Source organism: Microvirga soli, assembly GCF_016734765.1.
Classification (GTDB): Bacteria; Pseudomonadota; Alphaproteobacteria; order Rhizobiales; family Beijerinckiaceae; genus Microvirga; species Microvirga soli.
Genome location: NZ_JAERQE010000034.1, coordinates 17,408 through 35,182 on the forward strand (window position 1 = coordinate 17,408; position 17,775 = coordinate 35,182).

Here is a 17,775-nt window from a genome sequence, read left to right on the forward strand (position 1 = left end):
CTGGAAAACGGATTGTTTCATATGCGGGGTGCGGCGTTCGACCTCATCATCCCGATCGGGTCCCTCACCTTCGCCTGACTGGTGAACTTCTTCAGAGTACCATTCGTTCTCATGCTGCCTCCTTAGCGAGAGATGGAATGGTGCCAGCATGCAGAGCAGCCTGAAGCAGCGGGAAGCAGTGCCTAGAGGAAGCCCAAGCACGCCTCCGGTTCAGCCACCCGGCTTCACCTCCGTACTGGAGAGGAACATCGATGCCCTGCGCCAGAAGCGCCAGGAGGAGGAAAGAAGAGCCAGTCTTCAGGATCGTATTGCCCAGACAATTACCCGCTTCACGGGCAGCATGGCGTTTGTCTACGCGCACCTTGCGCTGGTCAGCGGGTGGATTGCTACCAACCTTGGGATAATCCCAGGTGTGCCCATCTTCGACCCGACTTTTGTGATCCTTGCGACCTTTGCGTCGGTCGAGGCGATCTTTCTCTCCACCTTCGTCCTGATCAGCCAGAATCGCGCCGCCGCAGAAGCTGACCGTCGTTCCGAGCTGGATCTTCAGACGAACCTTCTGTCGGAACATGAAATCACGCGGCTCCTGACGCTGACCCGGGCCATCGCCGAGCATCTGGGCATCAAGGAAGCCAATGACCCGACCTTGGAGGAGCTGGAACGGCATGTTGCGCCAGAGAAGGTGCTCGACCGGCTGACGGAGGACGGCGAGAACCGCTCGTCCTGACAGATGCCTTGAGAGGATCAGGATCTCGTGGGGAAATGGTGGGCGGTGAGGGGATCGAACCCCCGACCTGCGGTGTGTAAAACCGATGCTCTACCAGCTGAGCTAACCGCCCGACAGGCCTGACATAAAAACAGAAGGCCAACAACGCAAGCGCCGTCGGCCTTCTTTGCAACCAAACGCTATCAAAAAGCGATTACTTCGCGTTGACGGCGTCCTTCAGGCCGGCGCCTGCGCGGAACTTGGGGGTCTTGGATGCGGGAACCTTGACCTTCTCGCCGGTGCGCGGGTTGCGCGCTTCGCCGGCGGCGCGGTTGGTCACCACGAACGTGCCGAAACCGACGATCTTGACCTCGTCGCCCTTCTTCAGAGCGCCGGTGATCGCCTCGATGGCGGCGTCGATCGCATCACCAGCCTGGCCACGCGAAAGGCCCACCTTGTCGGCGACGGCCGCAACGAGCTCGCCTTTATTCATAGTCTTATCCTCCAGTGATCACGGCAGCCGCAAAAGGAAATGGTCCACCGTTTCAGGGACAAACCGTTTGGCGCAAAGCTTGTCCGTAGGCAAGCCCCGAAGTCGCTGGAATCATGTGTTTTTTGGCACTTCACGTCAAAAAGAAGCCCCCGAACTCGCGTCCGGAGGCTCCTGTCGTTACGTCAGCGTCTGGCTTTAGTGAGCCACGACCCCGGTCGAGTCGTCCTCGACGGCGGGCTTCGGACCCTTGAGAACCGAAGCCTCGTCCCATTCGATCCGCTCCGGCATGCGCACGAGGGCGTGCTGGAGAACCTGATCCATCATGGAGACCGGCACGATCTCCAGGCCGTTCTTCACGCTGGCCGGGATGTCGACCAGATCCTTGGCGTTCTCCTCGGGAATCAAGACCTTCTTGATGCCGCCGCGAAGGGCCGCCAGGAGCTTCTCTTTAAGACCGCCGATAGGCAGCACCCTGCCCCGCAGCGTCACCTCACCCGTCATGGCGATATCGCGGCGAACCGGGATGCTCGTAATGACGGATACGATGGCGGTCGCCATGGCGATGCCGGCGGACGGACCATCCTTGGGCGTCGCACCTTCCGGCACGTGCACGTGGATGTCGCGACGGTCGAACATGGGCGGCTCGACGCCGAAATCGAGGGCCCGGGAGCGGACGTAGGACGCCGCAGCCGAGATCGACTCCTTCATGACATCACGAAGGTTGCCCGTGACGGTCATTTTGCCCTTGCCCGGCATCATGATGCCTTCGATGGTCAGCAGCTCGCCACCCACCTCGGTCCAGGCCAAGCCCGTGACTGCGCCCACCATGTCCTCGGTCTCGGCCTCGCCATAGCGATAGCGCGGGGGACCAAGGAATTCCGGCAGGTTGGCGGTCGTGACCTCCACCGACTTGACCTTGGAGATCAGGATCTCCTTGACGGCCTTGCGGATGAGGTTGGCCAGCTCGCGCTCGAGGTTACGCACGCCCGCCTCGCGGGTGTAGCGGCGGATCAGCATGAGGAGAGCCTCGTCGCCGATCTTCCACTCCTTCTCCGCCAGACCATGCTTCTTCGTGGAAGATGGGATCAGGTGCGTGCGGGCAATCTCGGCCTTCTCTTCCTCGGTGTAACCCGCGATGCGGATCACTTCCATACGGTCGAGAAGCGGGCCGGGAATGTTGAGCGTGTTGGCCGTCGTCACGAACATCACGTTGGACAGGTCGTAATCGACCTCCAGATAATGGTCGTTGAAGGTCGAGTTCTGCTCAGGGTCGAGAACCTCGAGCAGGGCCGCCGACGGGTCGCCGCGGAAGTCCATCCCCATCTTGTCGATCTCGTCGAGCAGGATGAGCGGGTTGGACGTCTTAGCCTTGCGCATCGACTGGATGATCTTGCCGGGCATCGAGCCGATATAGGTCCGACGGTGACCGCGGATCTCCGACTCGTCACGGACGCCGCCGAGCGACATGCGCACGAACTCGCGGCCCGTGGCCTTGGCGATCGACTTGCCGAGCGAGGTCTTGCCCACGCCGGGAGGACCGACGAGGCAGAGGATCGGGCCCGTGAGCTTGTTGGCGCGCTGCTGCACGGCCAGGTACTCGACGATGCGCTCCTTGACCTTCTCGAGGCCGTAGTGATCCGAATCGAGCAGATCCTGCGCGGCCTTCAGGTCCTTCTTCATCTTCGAGCGGCGGTTCCACGGGATCCCGAGCAGCCAATCGAGATAGTTGCGCACGACGGTCGCTTCCGCCGACATAGGCGACATCTGGCGGAGCTTCTTGAGCTCGCCCATCGCCTTCTCGCGGGCTTCCTTCGTGAACTTGGTCTTCTCAATCTTGTCCTCGAGCTCGGCCAGCTCGTCGCGACCTTCGTCGTCGCCGAGCTCCTTCTGGATCGCCTTCATCTGCTCGTTGAGGTAGTACTCGCGCTGCGTCTTCTCCATCTGACGCTTCACGCGGGTGCGGATCCGCTTCTCGACCTGGAGAACCGAAATCTCGCTCTCCATCATGCCGAGTACCTTCTCCAGGCGCTGGGCAACGGTCGGGGTCTCAAGGATCGCCTGCTTGTCGGCGATCTTGATGGCCAGGTGCGAAGCGATGGTGTCGGCGAGCTTGGCCGGCTCGTCGATCTGGGTCACGGCGGTGACGACTTCCGGCGAGACCTTCTTGTTCAGCTTCACATAGTTTTCGAATTCGGACACGACGGAGCGGGCAAGCGCCTCGGCCTCGACCTGATCGCCAAGCGCATCAGGAAGAGCCTCGGCCTCGGCCTCGTAATATTCGTCCGTGCGGGTATAGGTCTTCACCTGGGCCCGGCTCGCGCCTTCGACCAGCACCTTCACGGTGCCATCGGGCAGCTTCAGGAGCTGGAGCACGTTGGCCAGGGTACCGACCTTATAGATCGCATCCGTTGCCGGATCGTCATCCGTCGCATCGATCTGGGTTGCCAGAAGGATATGACGATCCCCCTTGACCACCTCCTCAAGCGCGCGGATCGACTTTTCGCGGCCGACGAAGAGCGGCACGATCATATGCGGAAAGACAACAATGTCGCGCAGAGGCAGAACCGCATAGGTTCCGGTCGAGCCTGGAACAACAGGCTGACGTGGCTTCGATTGTGTCATGAGGTGACTTCCTTTTGACTGCGTCCGGGGATCCCCTCGCATGAGCTGGACCTCAGACGGATAACCGGAATGCTCAGGCTCTTGTTATGGGCTGCATCCGGTACGCCGGGCCCTCCCTCGGGAGATGAGCGGACAGCTCCGGCGCAAGAGATAATGTGGCGTTGCGGACCATTCCTTTCAAGAAGATGGCCCGCAACGGGTTGGTTCATAGGGAGCCCCTGAGCCTGCCTTAGGCGCTGGCGCTGGCAGCCTGATCGTTGCGCTCGCCGTGGATGAAGAGCGGCTTGGCCTTGCCCTCCACCACCTCGGGCCCGATCACCACCTGCTCGACGGAATCGAGGCCCGGCAGGTCGTACATGGTCTCCAGCAGGATGCCTTCCATGATGGACCGCAGGCCGCGGGCACCTGTCTTGCGCTCGATCGCCTTCTTGGCGATGAGGGTCAGGGCCTCGTCCTGGAACGTCAGCTGAACGTTCTCCATCTCGAAGAGCCGCTGGTACTGCTTCACCAAGGCGTTCTTCGGCTCCTGCAGAATGGTCTTCAGGGCGTCGATATCGAGGTCTTCCAGGGTTGCCAGGACCGGCAGACGGCCGACGAACTCGGGAATCAGGCCGAATTTCAGCAGATCCTCCGGCTCCACCTCGCGGAAAATCTCGCCCGTCCGGCGGTCGTCAGGCGAGCTCACCGAGGCGCCAAAGCCGATGGACGTGCCCTTGCCGCGGCTGGCGATGATCCGCTCCAGACCCGCAAAGGCGCCACCGCAGATGAACAGGATGTTCGTGGTGTCGACCTGCAGGAACTCCTGTTGCGGGTGCTTGCGGCCGCCCTGGGGAGGCACGGATGCGACAGTGCCTTCCATGATCTTCAGAAGTGCCTGCTGCACGCCCTCGCCCGACACGTCGCGGGTGATCGAGGGATTGTCCGACTTGCGGGAGATCTTGTCGATCTCGTCGATATAGACGATGCCTCGCTGCGCCCGCTCCACATTGTAGTCGGAAGCCTGGAGCAGCTTGAGGATGATGTTCTCCACGTCCTCGCCGACGTACCCGGCCTCGGTCAGGGTCGTGGCGTCCGCCATAGTGAACGGGACGTCCAAGATCCGGGCGAGGGTCTGGGCCAGCAGGGTTTTACCCGAGCCGGTGGGACCGATCAGCAGGATGTTCGACTTGGCCAGTTCGACGTCGTTGTGCTTCGTCGCATGGGCCAAACGCTTGTAATGGTTGTGGACCGCTACCGAGAGCACCTTCTTGGCGTGCTCCTGGCCGATCACGTAGTCGTCCAGAACGCGGCTGATTTCCTTCGGGGTCGGAACCCCGTCGCGGGACTTCACAAGCGACGATTTCGATTCCTCGCGGATGATGTCCATGCAGAGCTCGACGCATTCATCGCAGATGAAAACCGTCGGGCCAGCGATCAGCTTGCGAACCTCATGCTGGCTCTTGCCGCAAAAGGAGCAGTACAGCGTGCTCTTAGAGTCGTTGCCGCCAGCCTTGGTCATTATCACATCTCCAATCCGCACCGGGACGGCCCTTCCGGCCCAGCACTTCTTCTAAGTTTATGAGCGACGGGCCTAACGAAAGGTTCCGTCGCTAAGAATTGAACGATCAAATCGCCACGTGTTCCGAATCCACATGCAATCACGCGGGAGCCGCGTGATCAATAGAAACGGAATTGCCCGCCAAAAAGACGCACCCTGGAGGAATTTGTCCCCAGGATTTAAGGGTTAGGCCGGAGTGGCTGCCGGCTCGGGACGCTTGGAGACGACCTGGTCGATCAGGCCGAACTCCCGGGCTGCCTCAGCGGTCATGAAGTTGTCGCGCTCCAGGGCCCGCTCGACGGCCTCGTAGGGCTGGCCGGTGTGCTGGACGTAGATCTCGTTCAGCCGGCGCTTGAGGGCCTCGCTCTCGCGGGCGTGGATCATGATATCCGTGACCTGACCCTGATAGCCGCCGGAGGGCTGGTGGACCATGATGCGAGCGTTCGGGAGGGCGAAGCGCATTCCCTTCTCGCCTGCGGTCAGCAGGAGGGAGCCCATGGAGGCCGCCTGGCCGACGCAGAGGGTCGAGACCGGGCATCGGATGAACTGCATGGTGTCGTAGATCGACAGGCCCGATGTCACTACGCCGCCGGGCGAGTTGATGTAGAAGGAGATTTCCTTCTTCGGGTTCTCGGCCTCGAGGAACAGAAGCTGTGCCACGATCAGCGAGGCCGAGTAGTCTTCGACAGGGCCCGTGAGGAAGATAATCCGTTCGCGCAAGAGGCGCGAATAGATGTCGAATGCCCGCTCGCCGCGGTTCGACTGCTCGACCACCATCGGGACAAGCGTATTGTTTAAGAGCGCTACCGGATCTCTCATTGTCTCACTGCTCCAGTTCGGCCGCGCAGATTCGCGGCCGTGCATGTCATGCAAGCAACGAGACGCTTAAGGGAGCGTTACTCGCCCTTGCCGGATTTCTCTTCGTCCTCGTCGCTGAACAGCGCGTCCTTGGAGACGGTCTCTTCGTTCACCTTCACCTGGGACAGGATCTGGTCGACGACTTTCTCTTCGAACAGAGGAGCCCGGATTTCAGCTAGGGCCTGCGGGTTCTTTTGGTAGAACTCCCAAACCTGGCGCTCCTGGCCGGGGTATTGGCGGACCCGCTCGATGAGGGCCTGAGTCACCTCGTCGTCGGAAATCTTGATATCGGACTTCTCACCGATCTGTGCAAGGACCAAACCGAGGCGCACGCGACGCTCGGCGATCTTGCGGTACTCAGCCTTGGCCTCGTCCTCGGTGGTTTCCTCATCCTCGAAGGTGCGGTTGTTGGACTTCATGTCGCCCATGACCTGCGACCACACGGCGCCGAACTCCTGCTCGACCAGGGTCGGCGGCAGCTCGAAGCTGTACTTGGCGTCCAAGGCGTCCAGGAGGTCCTTCTTGACCTTGCGGCGGGACTGGGTGTCGAAATCCTTGCGGATGGCGTCACGGACCGCTTCCTTGAGCTTGTCCAGGGATTCCATGCCGAAGCCCTTAGCCATCTCGTCGTCGATCTTCAGCTCGCCAGGAGCCTCGACTTCCTTCACGGTCACGTCGAACTCGGCGTCCTTGCCGGCCAGATGAGCGGCCATGTAGTTCACCGGGAAGGTGACCTTCACGAGCTTGGTGTCGTTGGCCTTGAGGCCGAGGAGTTGGTCCTCGAAGCCCGGGATGAAGGTGTTGGAGCCGAGCTCGACCCGGATGTCCTGGCCGTTGCCGCCTTCAAACTCGGTGCCGTCGATGCGGCCCACGAAGTCCACGACCACGCGGTCGCCGGACACGGCCTCGCCGTCCTTCGTCTCGAAGGAGCGGTTCTGCTTGGCCATGCGCTCAAGCGATTCGGTGATCTCGGCATCGGTGATCTCGGCCACCGGCTTCGTCACCGCCACGTCCGACAGATCGGCCAGCTCAAAGTCCGGCAGAACCTCGAGGGCGACGGTGAAGGCCAGGTCGCCCTTGGCGTCCATGGCCTTCTCGACCTCTTCCTGGCTCTCGGGGAACTGGACCTGCGGCTCATTGGCGAGCTTCAGGCTGTTGTCCTCGACGATCTTGCGGTTGGCTTCGTTGACGGCGTTCTGCATGACGTCGGCCATGACGGAGCGGCCATAGACCTTGCGCAGGTGCCCCATCGGCACTTTGCCCGGGCGGAACCCGTTGAGCCGAACCCGGTCCTTGAGGGTCGACAATTCGCTGTTCAGGCGCTCTTCCAACTCGGTGGCCGGGAGCACGACCTTGAACTCTCGCTTCAAGCCTTGGGACAGTGTTTCCGTCACCTGCATGGTACTATTCGCCTTCATCCACTCGAATATGAATCTCAAATCCAGGCTCCGGTCGATGCGGCGTCATGCCGTCACCTGAGCCGCTCGGAGCCTCCGGATCCAACCCTGACGGGATTGGTGCGGGCGGAGGGACTCGAACCCCCACAACTTGCGTCGCTGGAACCTAAATCCAGTGCGTCTACCAATTCCGCCACGCCCGCGCGTAAGCGGCGCGCGAACGCGCCCCTCTTCCGGGACGCGGCTCTATAGCATGGTTGAGAAAGTGTGCATCAAAAAAGTTCGTGGGCAATCAATCGGCAACCAAACTTGGCCGTTCACGTTCAACGCTGTACCCGTATCAGCACCTTCGAGCCATTCGCGAGCCTCTGCATGATCACCCGCCGCGCCGTCACCGCCGGCCTCGCCACTTCCCTGATCGGACTTCCCCGCGCAGGCTCGGCTCAGGAGGCAGGCTCCCCCGTCCATGAGTTCGCGGCAGCGCCCAACAAGCTGCGGCTCCGCCCCGATGCGGGAGCCGAGGTCGAGGCCTGGACCTTCAACGGATCGCTCGCGCCCACTGTACGGATCAAACAGGGCGCCGAGCTGCGCCTAAGGCTGCGGAACGACACCGCCCTGCCCCTGTCCCTGCACTTCCACGGGGTTCGCGGACCGAACGCCATGGACGGCGTCGGAGGACTGACCCAGGAGCCGGTGACCCCAGGCGGGTCCCATGAGTATCGCTTCACTCCGGTCGATTCCGGCACCTTCCTGATCCGATCCTGCGTGCTCGGCGGCAGCGCCGAGCCTCAGGAAAGGGGTCTGTCGGGACTATTGATCGTGGAGGAAGCCAACCCTCCGCCCGTCGACCAGGATCTCGCCTTGCTGGTTGATGACTGGCGCCTGAGCGATGACGGCTCGCTCGCGCCCTTTGAAAAGGTGGCGGAAGCTGCCCCCGCCGGTCGCCTCGGCAGTTGGCTCAGTGTCAATGGGAAAGCCACGCCCCAAAGGGTCGAGGCACCTCCCGGCGGACGCCTGCGGCTGCGGCTGGCCAATGCCTGCAATGCCCGCGCCATGCGCCTGCGCTTCGATGGGCTGAAAGCCTATGTGATCGCCATCGATGGACAACCGACCAGCACCTTCGAGCCGCTGAGAGCCTCCCTGCCTTTCGCGCCTGGCACCCGTTACGACCTGCTCGTGGACCTTGCGCCAGAGGCCGGAGCGACCGGCGCCGTGATGGCCTTGATCGGCGACGGCTTGGCGCTTCTTGAAGTTCAGACCGTCGGCGAGAAGCGCCCGGCCCTGCCTGCGGTCGCTCCACTGGCGCCCAACACGAAGCAACCGGAGACGATCAAGCTGCAGAATGCCAGCCGCAAGGACGTGGTGATGAAAGGAGATCCGGAGGCGCCTAACGCCCCTTGGACCATCAACGGCACGGCGGGAAAATCCAGCGGCGCTCCGCTTGTGAAGGTCAAGCGGGGCAGTCCCGTGGTGCTGACGCTCACCAATCAGACCCGATTCCTGCAGCCGCTCCATCTACATGGCCACAGCGTCCGCCTGCTCCACGCTCTCGACGATGGCTGGGAACCTTACTGGTTGGATACGGTCCAGGTGCCGGAGAACAAGACTGTCCGCATTGCCTTCGTGGCCGACAATCCCGGCAAGTGGCTTCTGGCCTCGACCGTGCTCGAGCGGTTCGATGCGGGCTTATGGACCTGGATCGAGGTTACGTGAGCAGGTCCCGCAGCACTCCCGGCACCAACTCCGCCAGATCCTCAGCGATCAGCCCCGGCCCAAAGCTCGCCCCTGCCTCAGCGTGGATCCAGACCCCGGCGCAAGCCGCCTCGAAGGCCGGCACGCTCTGAGCCATGAGACCGGCGATGAGACCGCAGAGCGTATCGCCGGACCCGGCCGTTGCCAGATATGGCGTGCCGTTCTCGTTGATCGCAGCGCGACCGTCCGGCGCCGCGATGACCGTGTCTGCTCCCTTGAGCACCATCACCGCTCCTGTATAAGCAGCAGCTCTGCGGGCACGCTCGATTTTCGACGTAGGATCAAGGAGATCCGCATGTCCCTTGAACAGACGGCTGAACTCGCCGTCATGGGGCGTGAGCACTGTCGGCGCATAACGGAAGGCGCCATGCAGCTCGGAGGCGAGCCCTTCGAAGGAGGTCAGCGCGTCGGCGTCCAGCACGAGGCTGCGCCTTGCATGGACCGCCACGACCACCATGGCGCGGGTGCCCGCATGGATGCCGAGCGCCGGGCCCAGCACCAGGGCATTGAAGCGTGGATCCTGCAGAATGGTGTTGAGCCCCTCCGGCCCGTCGCAGCCGCGCAGCATGACAGCCGTGAGATGGGCCGCGTTGACCCCGAGCGCCTCCGGGGGTGAGGCTACTGTCACAAGCCCGGAGCCGATCCGCAGCGCCGCCCTCGCCGCCAGCCGCGCCGCGCCAGTCCGGGTCGCGCCGCCTGAGGCAACCAGCGTGTGGCCCCGCTCATATTTGTGGGAAGAGAGCCCGGGCCTCGGCAGGGTATGATTCCAAAGGTCAGGATTGTTGGCGAAAAGCGTGCCGCCCTTGGCCTCCAGCGTCGTTCGAACGATCCCGATGTCCGCCACCTCGACCAAGCCACAATAGCTCCGCCCGGGCATCAGCAGATGGCAGGGCTTGCGGGCGGCGAAGGTCACGGTCCAGGTCGCTTTGACCGCTACGCCCCGCACCTCACCGGTATCGCCATCGATGCCGGAAGGCAGGTCGACCGCGAGGATCGGCCGATCCGATGCATTCATGCGCTCAACAGTAAGCCGCGCGGCGCCTTCAAGATCGCGCGTGAGGCCGGTGCCGAACAAAGCGTCGATGATGACGTCCGCCTCCCCGAAAGGCTGTTCCTCCGCGCGCTCGACCGCACCCGTCCAGCCTTTGGCAGCCTCGGCGGCGTCACCTGTGAGCCGGTCGGGAGTGCCCAGAAGGCCAAGGCTCACCCGATAGCCTCTCTCTGCCAGAAGGGCAGCCGCGATAAAACCGTCGCCTCCATTCTGCCCCGGCCCTGCCGCCACGACGATCCTGGAACCTGGGGAGGCTAATTTTTCGGCAGCATCGGCCACCGCATGCCCGGCACGCCGCATGAGTTCGATCCCCGGAATCCCGCTTTCGATGGTCTCCCGGTCGGCTTGCTTCATCTCATGGGGCGTCAGAACGAGTTCAGGGGCTGTCATGGGATTAAAATGGAGCGGCTCTTGAGGATTTGGCGTGGTTTTCTGCAACTGCACAAACTTTGAGCAGAAGATGCCCAGCAGGGCAGCAGAATGGCCAGCTTTGACTCGACGGGGGCATGGAAGGCTCCTCCCTGCTGGTGCTAAAAGCAGCAAAACCTCGAACGAGAACGGTTGAACGGGATGAAGAAGATCGAAGCCATCATCAAGCCCTTCAAGCTCGATGAAGTCAAAGAAGCCCTCCAGGAGGTTGGCCTGCAAGGCATCACCGTGATCGAAGCCAAGGGTTTCGGGCGCCAGAAGGGCCACACGGAACTCTACCGCGGCGCGGAGTACGTGGTGGACTTCCTCCCGAAGGTGAAGCTCGAGATCGTTCTCAACGACGATATGGCGGACGCCGCTATTGAGGCCATCCGGAAGGCAGCCCAGACGGGCCGTATCGGCGACGGCAAGATTTTCGTTTCGACGGTCGAAGAGGCCGTTCGTATCCGCACGGGCGAGACCGGATCCGACGCGATCTAAGCTTGCTTTCCAAGCCAAGGCCTGAAGTGAAGGCTAAGGACTACTCTCAAGGGCAGAAGAGGACCAAACGACCATGCAGACCGCCAAGGATGTGCTCAAGGCGATCAAGGACAACGACGTTCAGTACGTCGATTTCCGTTTCACGGACCCGCGCGGCAAGTGGCAGCACGTGACCTTCGATGTGTCGATGGTCGACGAGGACATGTTCGCCGACGGCATCATGTTCGATGGCTCGTCCATCGCCGGCTGGAAGGCGATCAACGAGTCCGACATGACCCTCATGCCCGACCCGACGACGGCTCAGATGGACCCGTTCTTCGCGGCCTCCACCATGTCGATCAACTGCGACATCCTCGAGCCCGCCACCGGCGAGCCCTACAACCGCGATCCGCGCGGCATCGCCAAGAAGGCTGAGGCCTATCTGAAGTCCACGGGCATCGCCGATACGGTCTATGTCGGCCCCGAGGCCGAGTTCTTCATCTTCGACGACGTGAAGTTCATGGCCGACCCCTACAACACCGGCTTCAAGCTCGACTCCGCCGAGCTTCCGATCAATGGCGACACCGCTTACGAGGGCGGCAACCTCGGTCACCGCATCCCCACCAAGGGCGGCTACTTCCCGGTTCCTCCGCTGGATTCGGCCCAGGACATGCGCGGCGAGATGCTTGCTGCCATGAAGGCCATGGGCGTGACGGTCGAGAAGCACCACCACGAGGTGGCCTCCGCCCAGCACGAGCTCGGCACGAAGTTCAACACCCTCGTGAAGACTGCCGACGAGATGCAGATCTACAAGTACTGCATCCACAACGTCGCCCAGTCCTACGGCAAGACGGCAACCTTCATGCCGAAGCCGGTTTACGGTGACAACGGCTCGGGCATGCACGTCCACCAGTCCCTCTGGAAGGGCGGCAAGCCGCTCTTTGCCGGCAACAAGTATGCCGACCTGTCCCAGGAATGCCTGTGGTACATCGGCGGCATCATCAAGCATGCCAAGGCGCTGAATGCCTTCACCAACCCGTCGACGAACTCCTACAAGCGTCTCGTCCCGGGCTACGAGGCTCCGGTGCTGCTGGCCTACTCGGCCCGCAACCGCTCGGCCTCCTGCCGTATTCCGTGGACGACCTCGCCGAAGGCCAAGCGCGTCGAGATCCGCTTCCCCGATCCGACCGCCAACCCATATCTCGCCTTCGCGGCGATCATGATGGCCGGTCTCGACGGCATCCTGAACAAGATCGATCCGGGCCCGGCCATGGACAAGGATCTCTACGATCTGCCTCCGCGCGAGCTGAAGAAGATCCCGACCGTCTGCGGCTCGCTTCGCGAAGCTCTCGCCAGCGTCGACAAGGACCGCGCGTTCCTCAAGGCTGGCGGCGTGTTCAGCGACGACTTCATCGACAGTTACATCGAGCTGAAGATGGCCGAGGTCGCCCGCTTCGAAATGACACCGCATCCGGTCGAGTTCCAGATGTACTACTCCGTCTAACGGATCACTTTTCCTCCCGGCTGCGGATCCGCAGCCTTCCTTCGCCGGAGCCTACGGGCTCCGGCTTTTTTGTACCCGGTCACTAAAACCTCAGATCGCAAGGGCTCTTTTGGGATCGGTAGCAATTTGCTTTGCCCCACCGCTGATCGCCACCACGCTTAAGATGCTTGCGGCCAGGCCAAGGGCGATCCGAACCGCGTGCAACCAAAGCCATTGATCCAGCATAGAACCAACATCCCCGAGCGGGATCGATCTGGTGTTGAACGCTGCATTTGTTGGGAGATGGAAGACAATGGTGATGATCAAAATTCCGATCATGCATCCGAGGGAAGCCAGCCAGAACTTCAATTGAGGCGAGCGCCTGTCACAGAACGATCCCCCGATCAGGCCAATAAGCGCGGGAATGACGAACAGAGGGATCACTCGCCCTATCAGATAGCTATTCTCGGCAAACCACTCGATGAACTCTGCAGGTGGCAGGCTTTCCCAGTAGGCCCCAAGAACAAGACCGATGGTGAGCATTGCCCCGGTGAAAGCAGCTGTTCCGCATGCGGCCGCAATATAAAAGAAGAGGCGCATATTCATCTCTCCAAACGACTTGGATGATGCGGAGAAGAACTATCCCGTCGCGTTTATAACACGCAACATTCACTCCCTCCAAAAACGCCCTAAGGGTCAAGCTTCCGGGTAAGCTCAGTAATTCAATTATGTCCGTCGCAAATTTTATATCTGGCTTCGCTCAACGTTAGCCCAAAGAAAAAGGCCCGGGGTGACCCGGGCCTTGTCGTCGATCGCCGAGGCGAACGATCTTAGTAGGTGCCGAAGCGGAAGTTCAGGCCGGCGCGGATGACGCCGAAGTCGGTCTCGCCGTCGAAGCCCGGGAAGTCGTCGTCGTTGTCGAGGTTGACGTACAGGCCTTCGATCTTGGCCGATAGGTTGTTGGTGAAGGCGTACTCCACACCACCACCCACGGTCCAGCCATTGGCGTCGTCCGCGAACGCGAAGCCGCCGGTGGCGTAGATCAGAGCGCGGTCGAAGGCCACACCGGCGCGAGCCCGCACCGTGCCGAACCAGTCGCTGCGGTCGAGGTCGTAGGTGGCGCCGTCGGTGCCGATGAAGGCGCCTTCAGAGCCGAAGTCGGCGTACTGGATGTCGCCTTCGAGACCGACCACGAACGAGCCGATCTGGTAGTTGTAGCCAACCTGGGCGCCGCCGACGAAGCCGCCGTCGTCGTCCTCGTCAGCCAGGTCAACGGAGTCGAAGTCGTCGTTCGACCAGCCGTAGCCAGCGTTCACACCGACGTAGAAGCCGGTCCAGGTGAAGAGCGGAGCAGCGGCAATGATCGGAGCCGGAGCGCGACGGGAAGGAAGGTCAGCAGCGACAGCGCCGGTGGCGAGGCCGAGCAGAGCAACCGAAGAGAGGAGAATCTTTTTCATTGGTTTGGTCCATCTGTAGGAAGGATGTGGGGAGCTTGTAACCCAGGCCTGCCGCTCCGTCTGTCACTTTCCTGCCACAGTCGATATCTCAACGGCGAGTTCGCCGAGCTCACAGCTGTCATGCCTGTGCGTTTTCGCTCATCAGGGCAGTGTCAGGCACCCTTTATCGCCAATTCGGCGCCATAAAATATTCATAAAAATCAATGCTTTATATTGAGACAACACTTGTCTCTCGCCGGCCCGAACGAGCAGTAACCAATCATTGACCATGATTGCGAAGAGCCCCGCAAGCGATGTGCGAGATTGTGGTTAATCCTTGTTCAGCCACAAACTCAGAGCCTGGGTAATGCGCTCGGGCTGTTCCAGAGTCGACAGGTGGCCCGACTCAGGCACGACGACGAGGGATGCCCATTCGATCATCTCGGCCATTTCCCGCGCGATCTCCGGTGGAGTAATGGCGTCCCCCTCCCCGACGAGCACCAGGGTCGGAACCTCGATGCCTGGAAGGTTCGGGCGCGAGTCGGCGCGGGCCATGATCGCACGCTGCTGGCGGATATAGGCCTCGGGGCCCGTCTCCCGCATCATGCCGAGCACGACCTCCTGAAGGTCCTGATCGGCTTGACGGTCGGGATGAACGAGGCGCGGCCAGAGCTTGGAATGAATGTCCTCGAAGTGCCCCGCCTGAGCCAGGGTAATGAGCCGCTCGCGATCCTGGCTCGCCTCTGCCGAGTCCGGGCGCGCGCTCGTATCGAGGAGGGCCAGCCGCGCCACCCGCTCCGGGGCCTGACGCATGACTTCCAGGGCGATGTATCCGCCCATCGAGAGCCCGGCGACCGCAAAACGCTCAGGCGCTTCCCTTAAGAGGCGCGCTGCAATGGCGGGAATCGAATCATCGCGGGTGTGATCTGCAACCAGGATCGTTCGTTCGGACCCCAAGGCGGCTACCTGCGGGGCGAAGAGGCGGGCCGTGCAGGCCAGACCGGGAATCAGAACGAGTGTTTCAGCCATCAAGTATCCCTTCGCTGCCCTCTGGTAACTTTCCTTGGATTGACAAGCGCATAGCTTATCTTATGGTCCCGCCACTCCTTAACTTGAGCAAGAGCCTCAGGTGAAACCAGTTTCGCGCCTGTTTGTTGCCGTAGAGGGCGGCCGGCACTGAAGAGCGCGCCCAGCCCCAACGGTAATGAGAATTCATGTCCTTCGCCGAACTCGGACTTAGCGAGAAAGTTCAACAGGCCGTATCCAGCGCAGGCTATACGGAGCCGACGCCGATCCAGGCTCAGGCCATTCCCCATGTGCTCGCCCGCAAGGACGTGCTGGGCATTGCCCAGACCGGCACAGGCAAGACGGCCGCCTTCACCCTGCCGATGCTCACCCTGCTGGAGACGGGCCGCGCCCGGGCCCGCATGCCGCGCACGCTCATTCTCGAGCCGACGCGTGAGCTCGCTGCCCAGGTCGAGGACAATTTCGACAAGTACGGCATCAACCACAAGCTCTCTGTGGCCCTTCTGATCGGCGGCGTGTCCTTCGGGGACCAGGACGCCAAGATCACCCGCGGCGTCGATGTGCTGATCGCCACCCCCGGTCGCCTGCTCGACCATTTCGAACGCGGTAAGCTTCTACTCACGGGCGTCGAGCTCCTCGTCATCGACGAAGCCGACCGCATGCTCGACATGGGCTTCATCCCGGATATCGAGCGTATCGTGAAGCTCGTGCCGTTCACCCGGCAGACCCTGTTCTTCTCCGCGACCATGCCGCCGGAGATCCAGCGCCTGGCCGACGCCTTCCTGCACAATCCGGTCAAGGTGGAGGTGGCCCGCGCCGCCTCGACGGCTTCGACGATCACCCAGCGCCTCGTGGCGACGGGCAGGGAAGATTTCGACAAGCGAGAGACCCTGCGTGAGCTGATCCGCAACGCCACGGACCTGCAGAACGCCATCGTCTTCTGCAACCGCAAGCGCGACGTGGCGGTCCTTCACAAGTCTCTGCAGAAGCATGGATTCTTGGCAGCAGCGCTCCATGGCGACATGGATCAGCATGCCCGCATGGCGGCTCTCGACAGCTTCCGAACCGGGGAAATGCCGATCCTGGTCGCCAGCGACGTCGCGGCCCGAGGCCTCGACATTCCCGCCGTGAGCCATGTGTTCAACTACGACATCCCGCACCATGCCGAAGATTACGTGCACCGCATCGGCCGCACGGGTCGCGCCGGACGTGCCGGCCAGTCGTTTACCCTGGTGGGTCCGGGCGACGAGAAATCTCTCGCAGCGATCGAGAAGCTGATCGGCCAGCCGGTCGAATGGCAGGGTCCGACCCTGGCGGAGCGTCCGCAGTCCGAGGGCCCCTCCCGCCGCCGTGGCGGTCGTAGTGAACGGGGCGAGGAACGGTCCCGGGGCCGCAAGGTCAAGGTCCGGTCTTCGGGACGCTCGCAGGAACCTGCTGAAGCGGCAAGAGAAGAGGCTCCGGCTCCACGTCCGGTCCCGGTTCCACGCGAGGAACAGCCGAATCGCAGCCCCCGGCGCGAGCGGGATCGTCCTGAGCGCAACAGAAGTCCAGACCGTGGGTATCAGGGTCGCTCCCGGCGCGAGGATGACGATGAGCGCGTCATCGGCCTCGGCGATCACGTTCCGGCCTTCCTCATGCGGCCGGTGTCAGTCAAGAAGGTTAAGTAGCAGGCTCGGCAGCAGGCTTTCGAGGCTTCTTCGGAGCCTTCTTGGCCCGCCCTGCCTTGCCGGCTTTGCTGGTTTTGGCGCGTCGGGTAACACTTAGGGCCGTAGCCGCAAAGTCTCGCGCTTCGTCAGGATCGTCCAAAGCCGATTCGGGCATGAGCCAGTAGCTCGTGAGGGTTGTGCGGCCATCCCGCGTCTCAAAAGTGAAGGGCCGGGAGCCCAGCTCCTGGAGAACCCTGACGCTGTCCTCATTCGCCTTGAGGTACACCTCGCCGCCGGCCACTAGGGCGAACATCAGCCCGTCCCGATAGATGCCCTGCCCGCCGAACATCCGGCGGATCTGAACGGGGCCGAAGCCGCGAAAGACTTCGCGAATGGCCTCGGCATCCATGGCTAGCCTGCCGATTGAAGAGCCGGGGGCGTCGCGGGCGTAATGGCGACGGATTCGCCACAGCCGCAGGCAGAGGTCTGGTTCGGATTGTTGAAGACGAACTGGGATGACATCTTGCTCGTCTGGAAATCCATTTCGGTGCCGAGCAGGAACAGCACAGCCTTGGGATCGATGAGCACGGTCACACCCTTATCCTCGACCACCTCGTCCAGGGGATTGGTGCTTTCGGCATATTCCATCGTGTAGGACATGCCGGCGCAACCGCCGTTCTTCACGCCGACGCGCACGCCAACGATAGGACGGTCGGCCTTCGAGATGATATCCTTGACGCGGTCTGCTGCCGCGTCGGTCAAGGTCACGACCTTGAAGCCGGGTAGAGCCATCATTCTCTCCTGACAGCCGGGTTCAAGGCCCGGGCAGAACGAGTTCACATAATGAATAGATAAGGGGTCAAAGGCCAAACGTCGAGGC

16 protein-coding genes and 2 tRNA genes are annotated in these 17,775 nt (G+C 62.1%); 5 read left to right on the forward strand and 13 right to left on the reverse strand.

Annotation, left to right across the window (positions count from 1 at the left end):
• The first annotated feature begins 148 nt into the window (after positions 1–148).
• Positions 149–727 (forward strand): DUF1003 domain-containing protein, encoded by a 579-nt coding sequence (locus JKL45_RS21875; protein ID WP_201863727.1) that lies wholly within the window; start codon positions 149–151, stop codon positions 725–727.
• Between the two features lie 36 nt (positions 728–763).
• Here JKL45_RS21875 and JKL45_RS21880 read toward each other — a convergent pair.
• The 7 genes from JKL45_RS21880 to JKL45_RS21910 all read right to left on the reverse strand — a co-directional run bounded on the left by JKL45_RS21880 (position 764) and on the right by JKL45_RS21910 (position 7,816).
• A tRNA-Val gene (locus JKL45_RS21880) sits at positions 764–839 on the reverse strand.
• Between the two features lie 81 nt (positions 840–920).
• Entirely contained in the window at positions 921–1,199 is a 279-nt protein-coding gene (locus JKL45_RS21885) for an HU family DNA-binding protein (RefSeq protein ID WP_009490969.1), read from the reverse strand.
• Between the two features lie 195 nt (positions 1,200–1,394).
• A complete protein-coding gene (lon, locus tag JKL45_RS21890) occupies positions 1,395–3,821 on the reverse strand; it encodes an endopeptidase La (RefSeq protein WP_201863728.1) in 2,427 nt (808 codons plus the stop codon).
• A 229-nt stretch (positions 3,822–4,050) separates the two neighbouring features.
• On the reverse strand, positions 4,051–5,319 hold the full coding sequence (clpX, locus tag JKL45_RS21895) for an ATP-dependent Clp protease ATP-binding subunit ClpX (protein WP_201863729.1): 1,269 nt from the start codon (positions 5,317–5,319) through the stop codon (positions 4,051–4,053).
• Positions 5,320–5,544: 225 nt separating this feature from the next.
• Positions 5,545–6,177, reverse strand: a complete 633-nt coding sequence (locus tag JKL45_RS21900; RefSeq protein ID WP_201863730.1) for an ATP-dependent Clp protease proteolytic subunit — start codon at positions 6,175–6,177, stop codon at positions 5,545–5,547.
• Positions 6,178–6,254: 77 nt separating this feature from the next.
• On the reverse strand, positions 6,255–7,616 hold the full coding sequence (gene tig, locus JKL45_RS21905; protein WP_201863762.1) for a trigger factor: 1,362 nt from the start codon (positions 7,614–7,616) through the stop codon (positions 6,255–6,257).
• Between the two features lie 115 nt (positions 7,617–7,731).
• A tRNA-Leu gene (locus JKL45_RS21910) sits at positions 7,732–7,816 on the reverse strand.
• 169 nt (positions 7,817–7,985) lie between these two features.
• On the opposite strand from JKL45_RS21910, the gene JKL45_RS21915 reads away from it, so the two are divergent.
• Positions 7,986–9,326, forward strand: coding sequence for a multicopper oxidase family protein (locus tag JKL45_RS21915; protein WP_201863731.1), 1,341 nt, complete (start codon positions 7,986–7,988; stop codon positions 9,324–9,326).
• On the opposite strand, the gene JKL45_RS21920 is transcribed toward JKL45_RS21915, so the two are convergent.
• A complete protein-coding gene (locus JKL45_RS21920) occupies positions 9,319–10,806 on the reverse strand; it encodes an NAD(P)H-hydrate dehydratase (RefSeq protein WP_201863732.1) in 1,488 nt (495 codons plus the stop codon). The genes JKL45_RS21915 and JKL45_RS21920 overlap by 8 nt on opposite strands.
• A 180-nt stretch (positions 10,807–10,986) precedes the next feature.
• Here JKL45_RS21920 and JKL45_RS21925 point away from each other — a divergent pair, with 180 nt between their 5' ends.
• Both JKL45_RS21925 and glnA read left to right on the forward strand, forming a co-directional pair.
• Entirely contained in the window at positions 10,987–11,325 is a 339-nt protein-coding gene (locus JKL45_RS21925; RefSeq protein ID WP_036352735.1) for a P-II family nitrogen regulator, read from the forward strand.
• A 73-nt stretch (positions 11,326–11,398) separates the two neighbouring features.
• Entirely contained in the window at positions 11,399–12,808 is a 1,410-nt protein-coding gene (gene glnA, locus JKL45_RS21930; protein ID WP_201863734.1) for a type I glutamate--ammonia ligase, read from the forward strand.
• 90 nt (positions 12,809–12,898) lie between these two features.
• Here glnA and JKL45_RS21935 read toward each other — a convergent pair whose 3' ends face one another.
• The 3 genes from JKL45_RS21935 to JKL45_RS21945 all read right to left on the reverse strand — a co-directional run bounded on the left by JKL45_RS21935 (position 12,899) and on the right by JKL45_RS21945 (position 15,252).
• On the reverse strand, positions 12,899–13,387 hold the full coding sequence (locus JKL45_RS21935; protein WP_201863736.1) for an anthrone oxygenase family protein: 489 nt from the start codon (positions 13,385–13,387) through the stop codon (positions 12,899–12,901).
• 230 nt (positions 13,388–13,617) lie between these two features.
• Entirely contained in the window at positions 13,618–14,244 is a 627-nt protein-coding gene (locus JKL45_RS21940; RefSeq protein ID WP_201863737.1) for an outer membrane protein, read from the reverse strand.
• Positions 14,245–14,553: 309 nt separating this feature from the next.
• Positions 14,554–15,252: an alpha/beta fold hydrolase gene (locus JKL45_RS21945; protein ID WP_201863738.1), complete on the reverse strand. Its 699-nt coding sequence runs from the start codon at positions 15,250–15,252 to the stop codon at positions 14,554–14,556.
• Positions 15,253–15,437: 185 nt separating this feature from the next.
• On the opposite strand from JKL45_RS21945, the gene JKL45_RS21950 reads away from it, so the two are divergent.
• Positions 15,438–16,916, forward strand: a complete 1,479-nt coding sequence (locus JKL45_RS21950; protein WP_201863739.1) for a DEAD/DEAH box helicase — start codon at positions 15,438–15,440, stop codon at positions 16,914–16,916.
• Here JKL45_RS21950 and JKL45_RS21955 read toward each other — a convergent pair.
• Both JKL45_RS21955 and JKL45_RS21960 read right to left on the reverse strand, forming a co-directional pair.
• Positions 16,909–17,304 carry a TfoX/Sxy family protein gene (locus JKL45_RS21955; protein ID WP_201863740.1) on the reverse strand — a complete coding sequence of 132 codons (396 nt, stop codon included), beginning with the start codon at positions 17,302–17,304 and terminating at the stop codon, positions 16,909–16,911. The genes JKL45_RS21950 and JKL45_RS21955 overlap by 8 nt on opposite strands.
• Positions 17,305–17,306: 2 nt before the next feature.
• The gene (locus tag JKL45_RS21960) at positions 17,307–17,687 is read right to left on the reverse strand and encodes a HesB/IscA family protein (RefSeq protein WP_201863763.1); all 381 of its coding nucleotides are present in this window, start codon (positions 17,685–17,687) and stop codon (positions 17,307–17,309) included.
• Positions 17,688–17,775 lie beyond the last annotated feature (88 nt).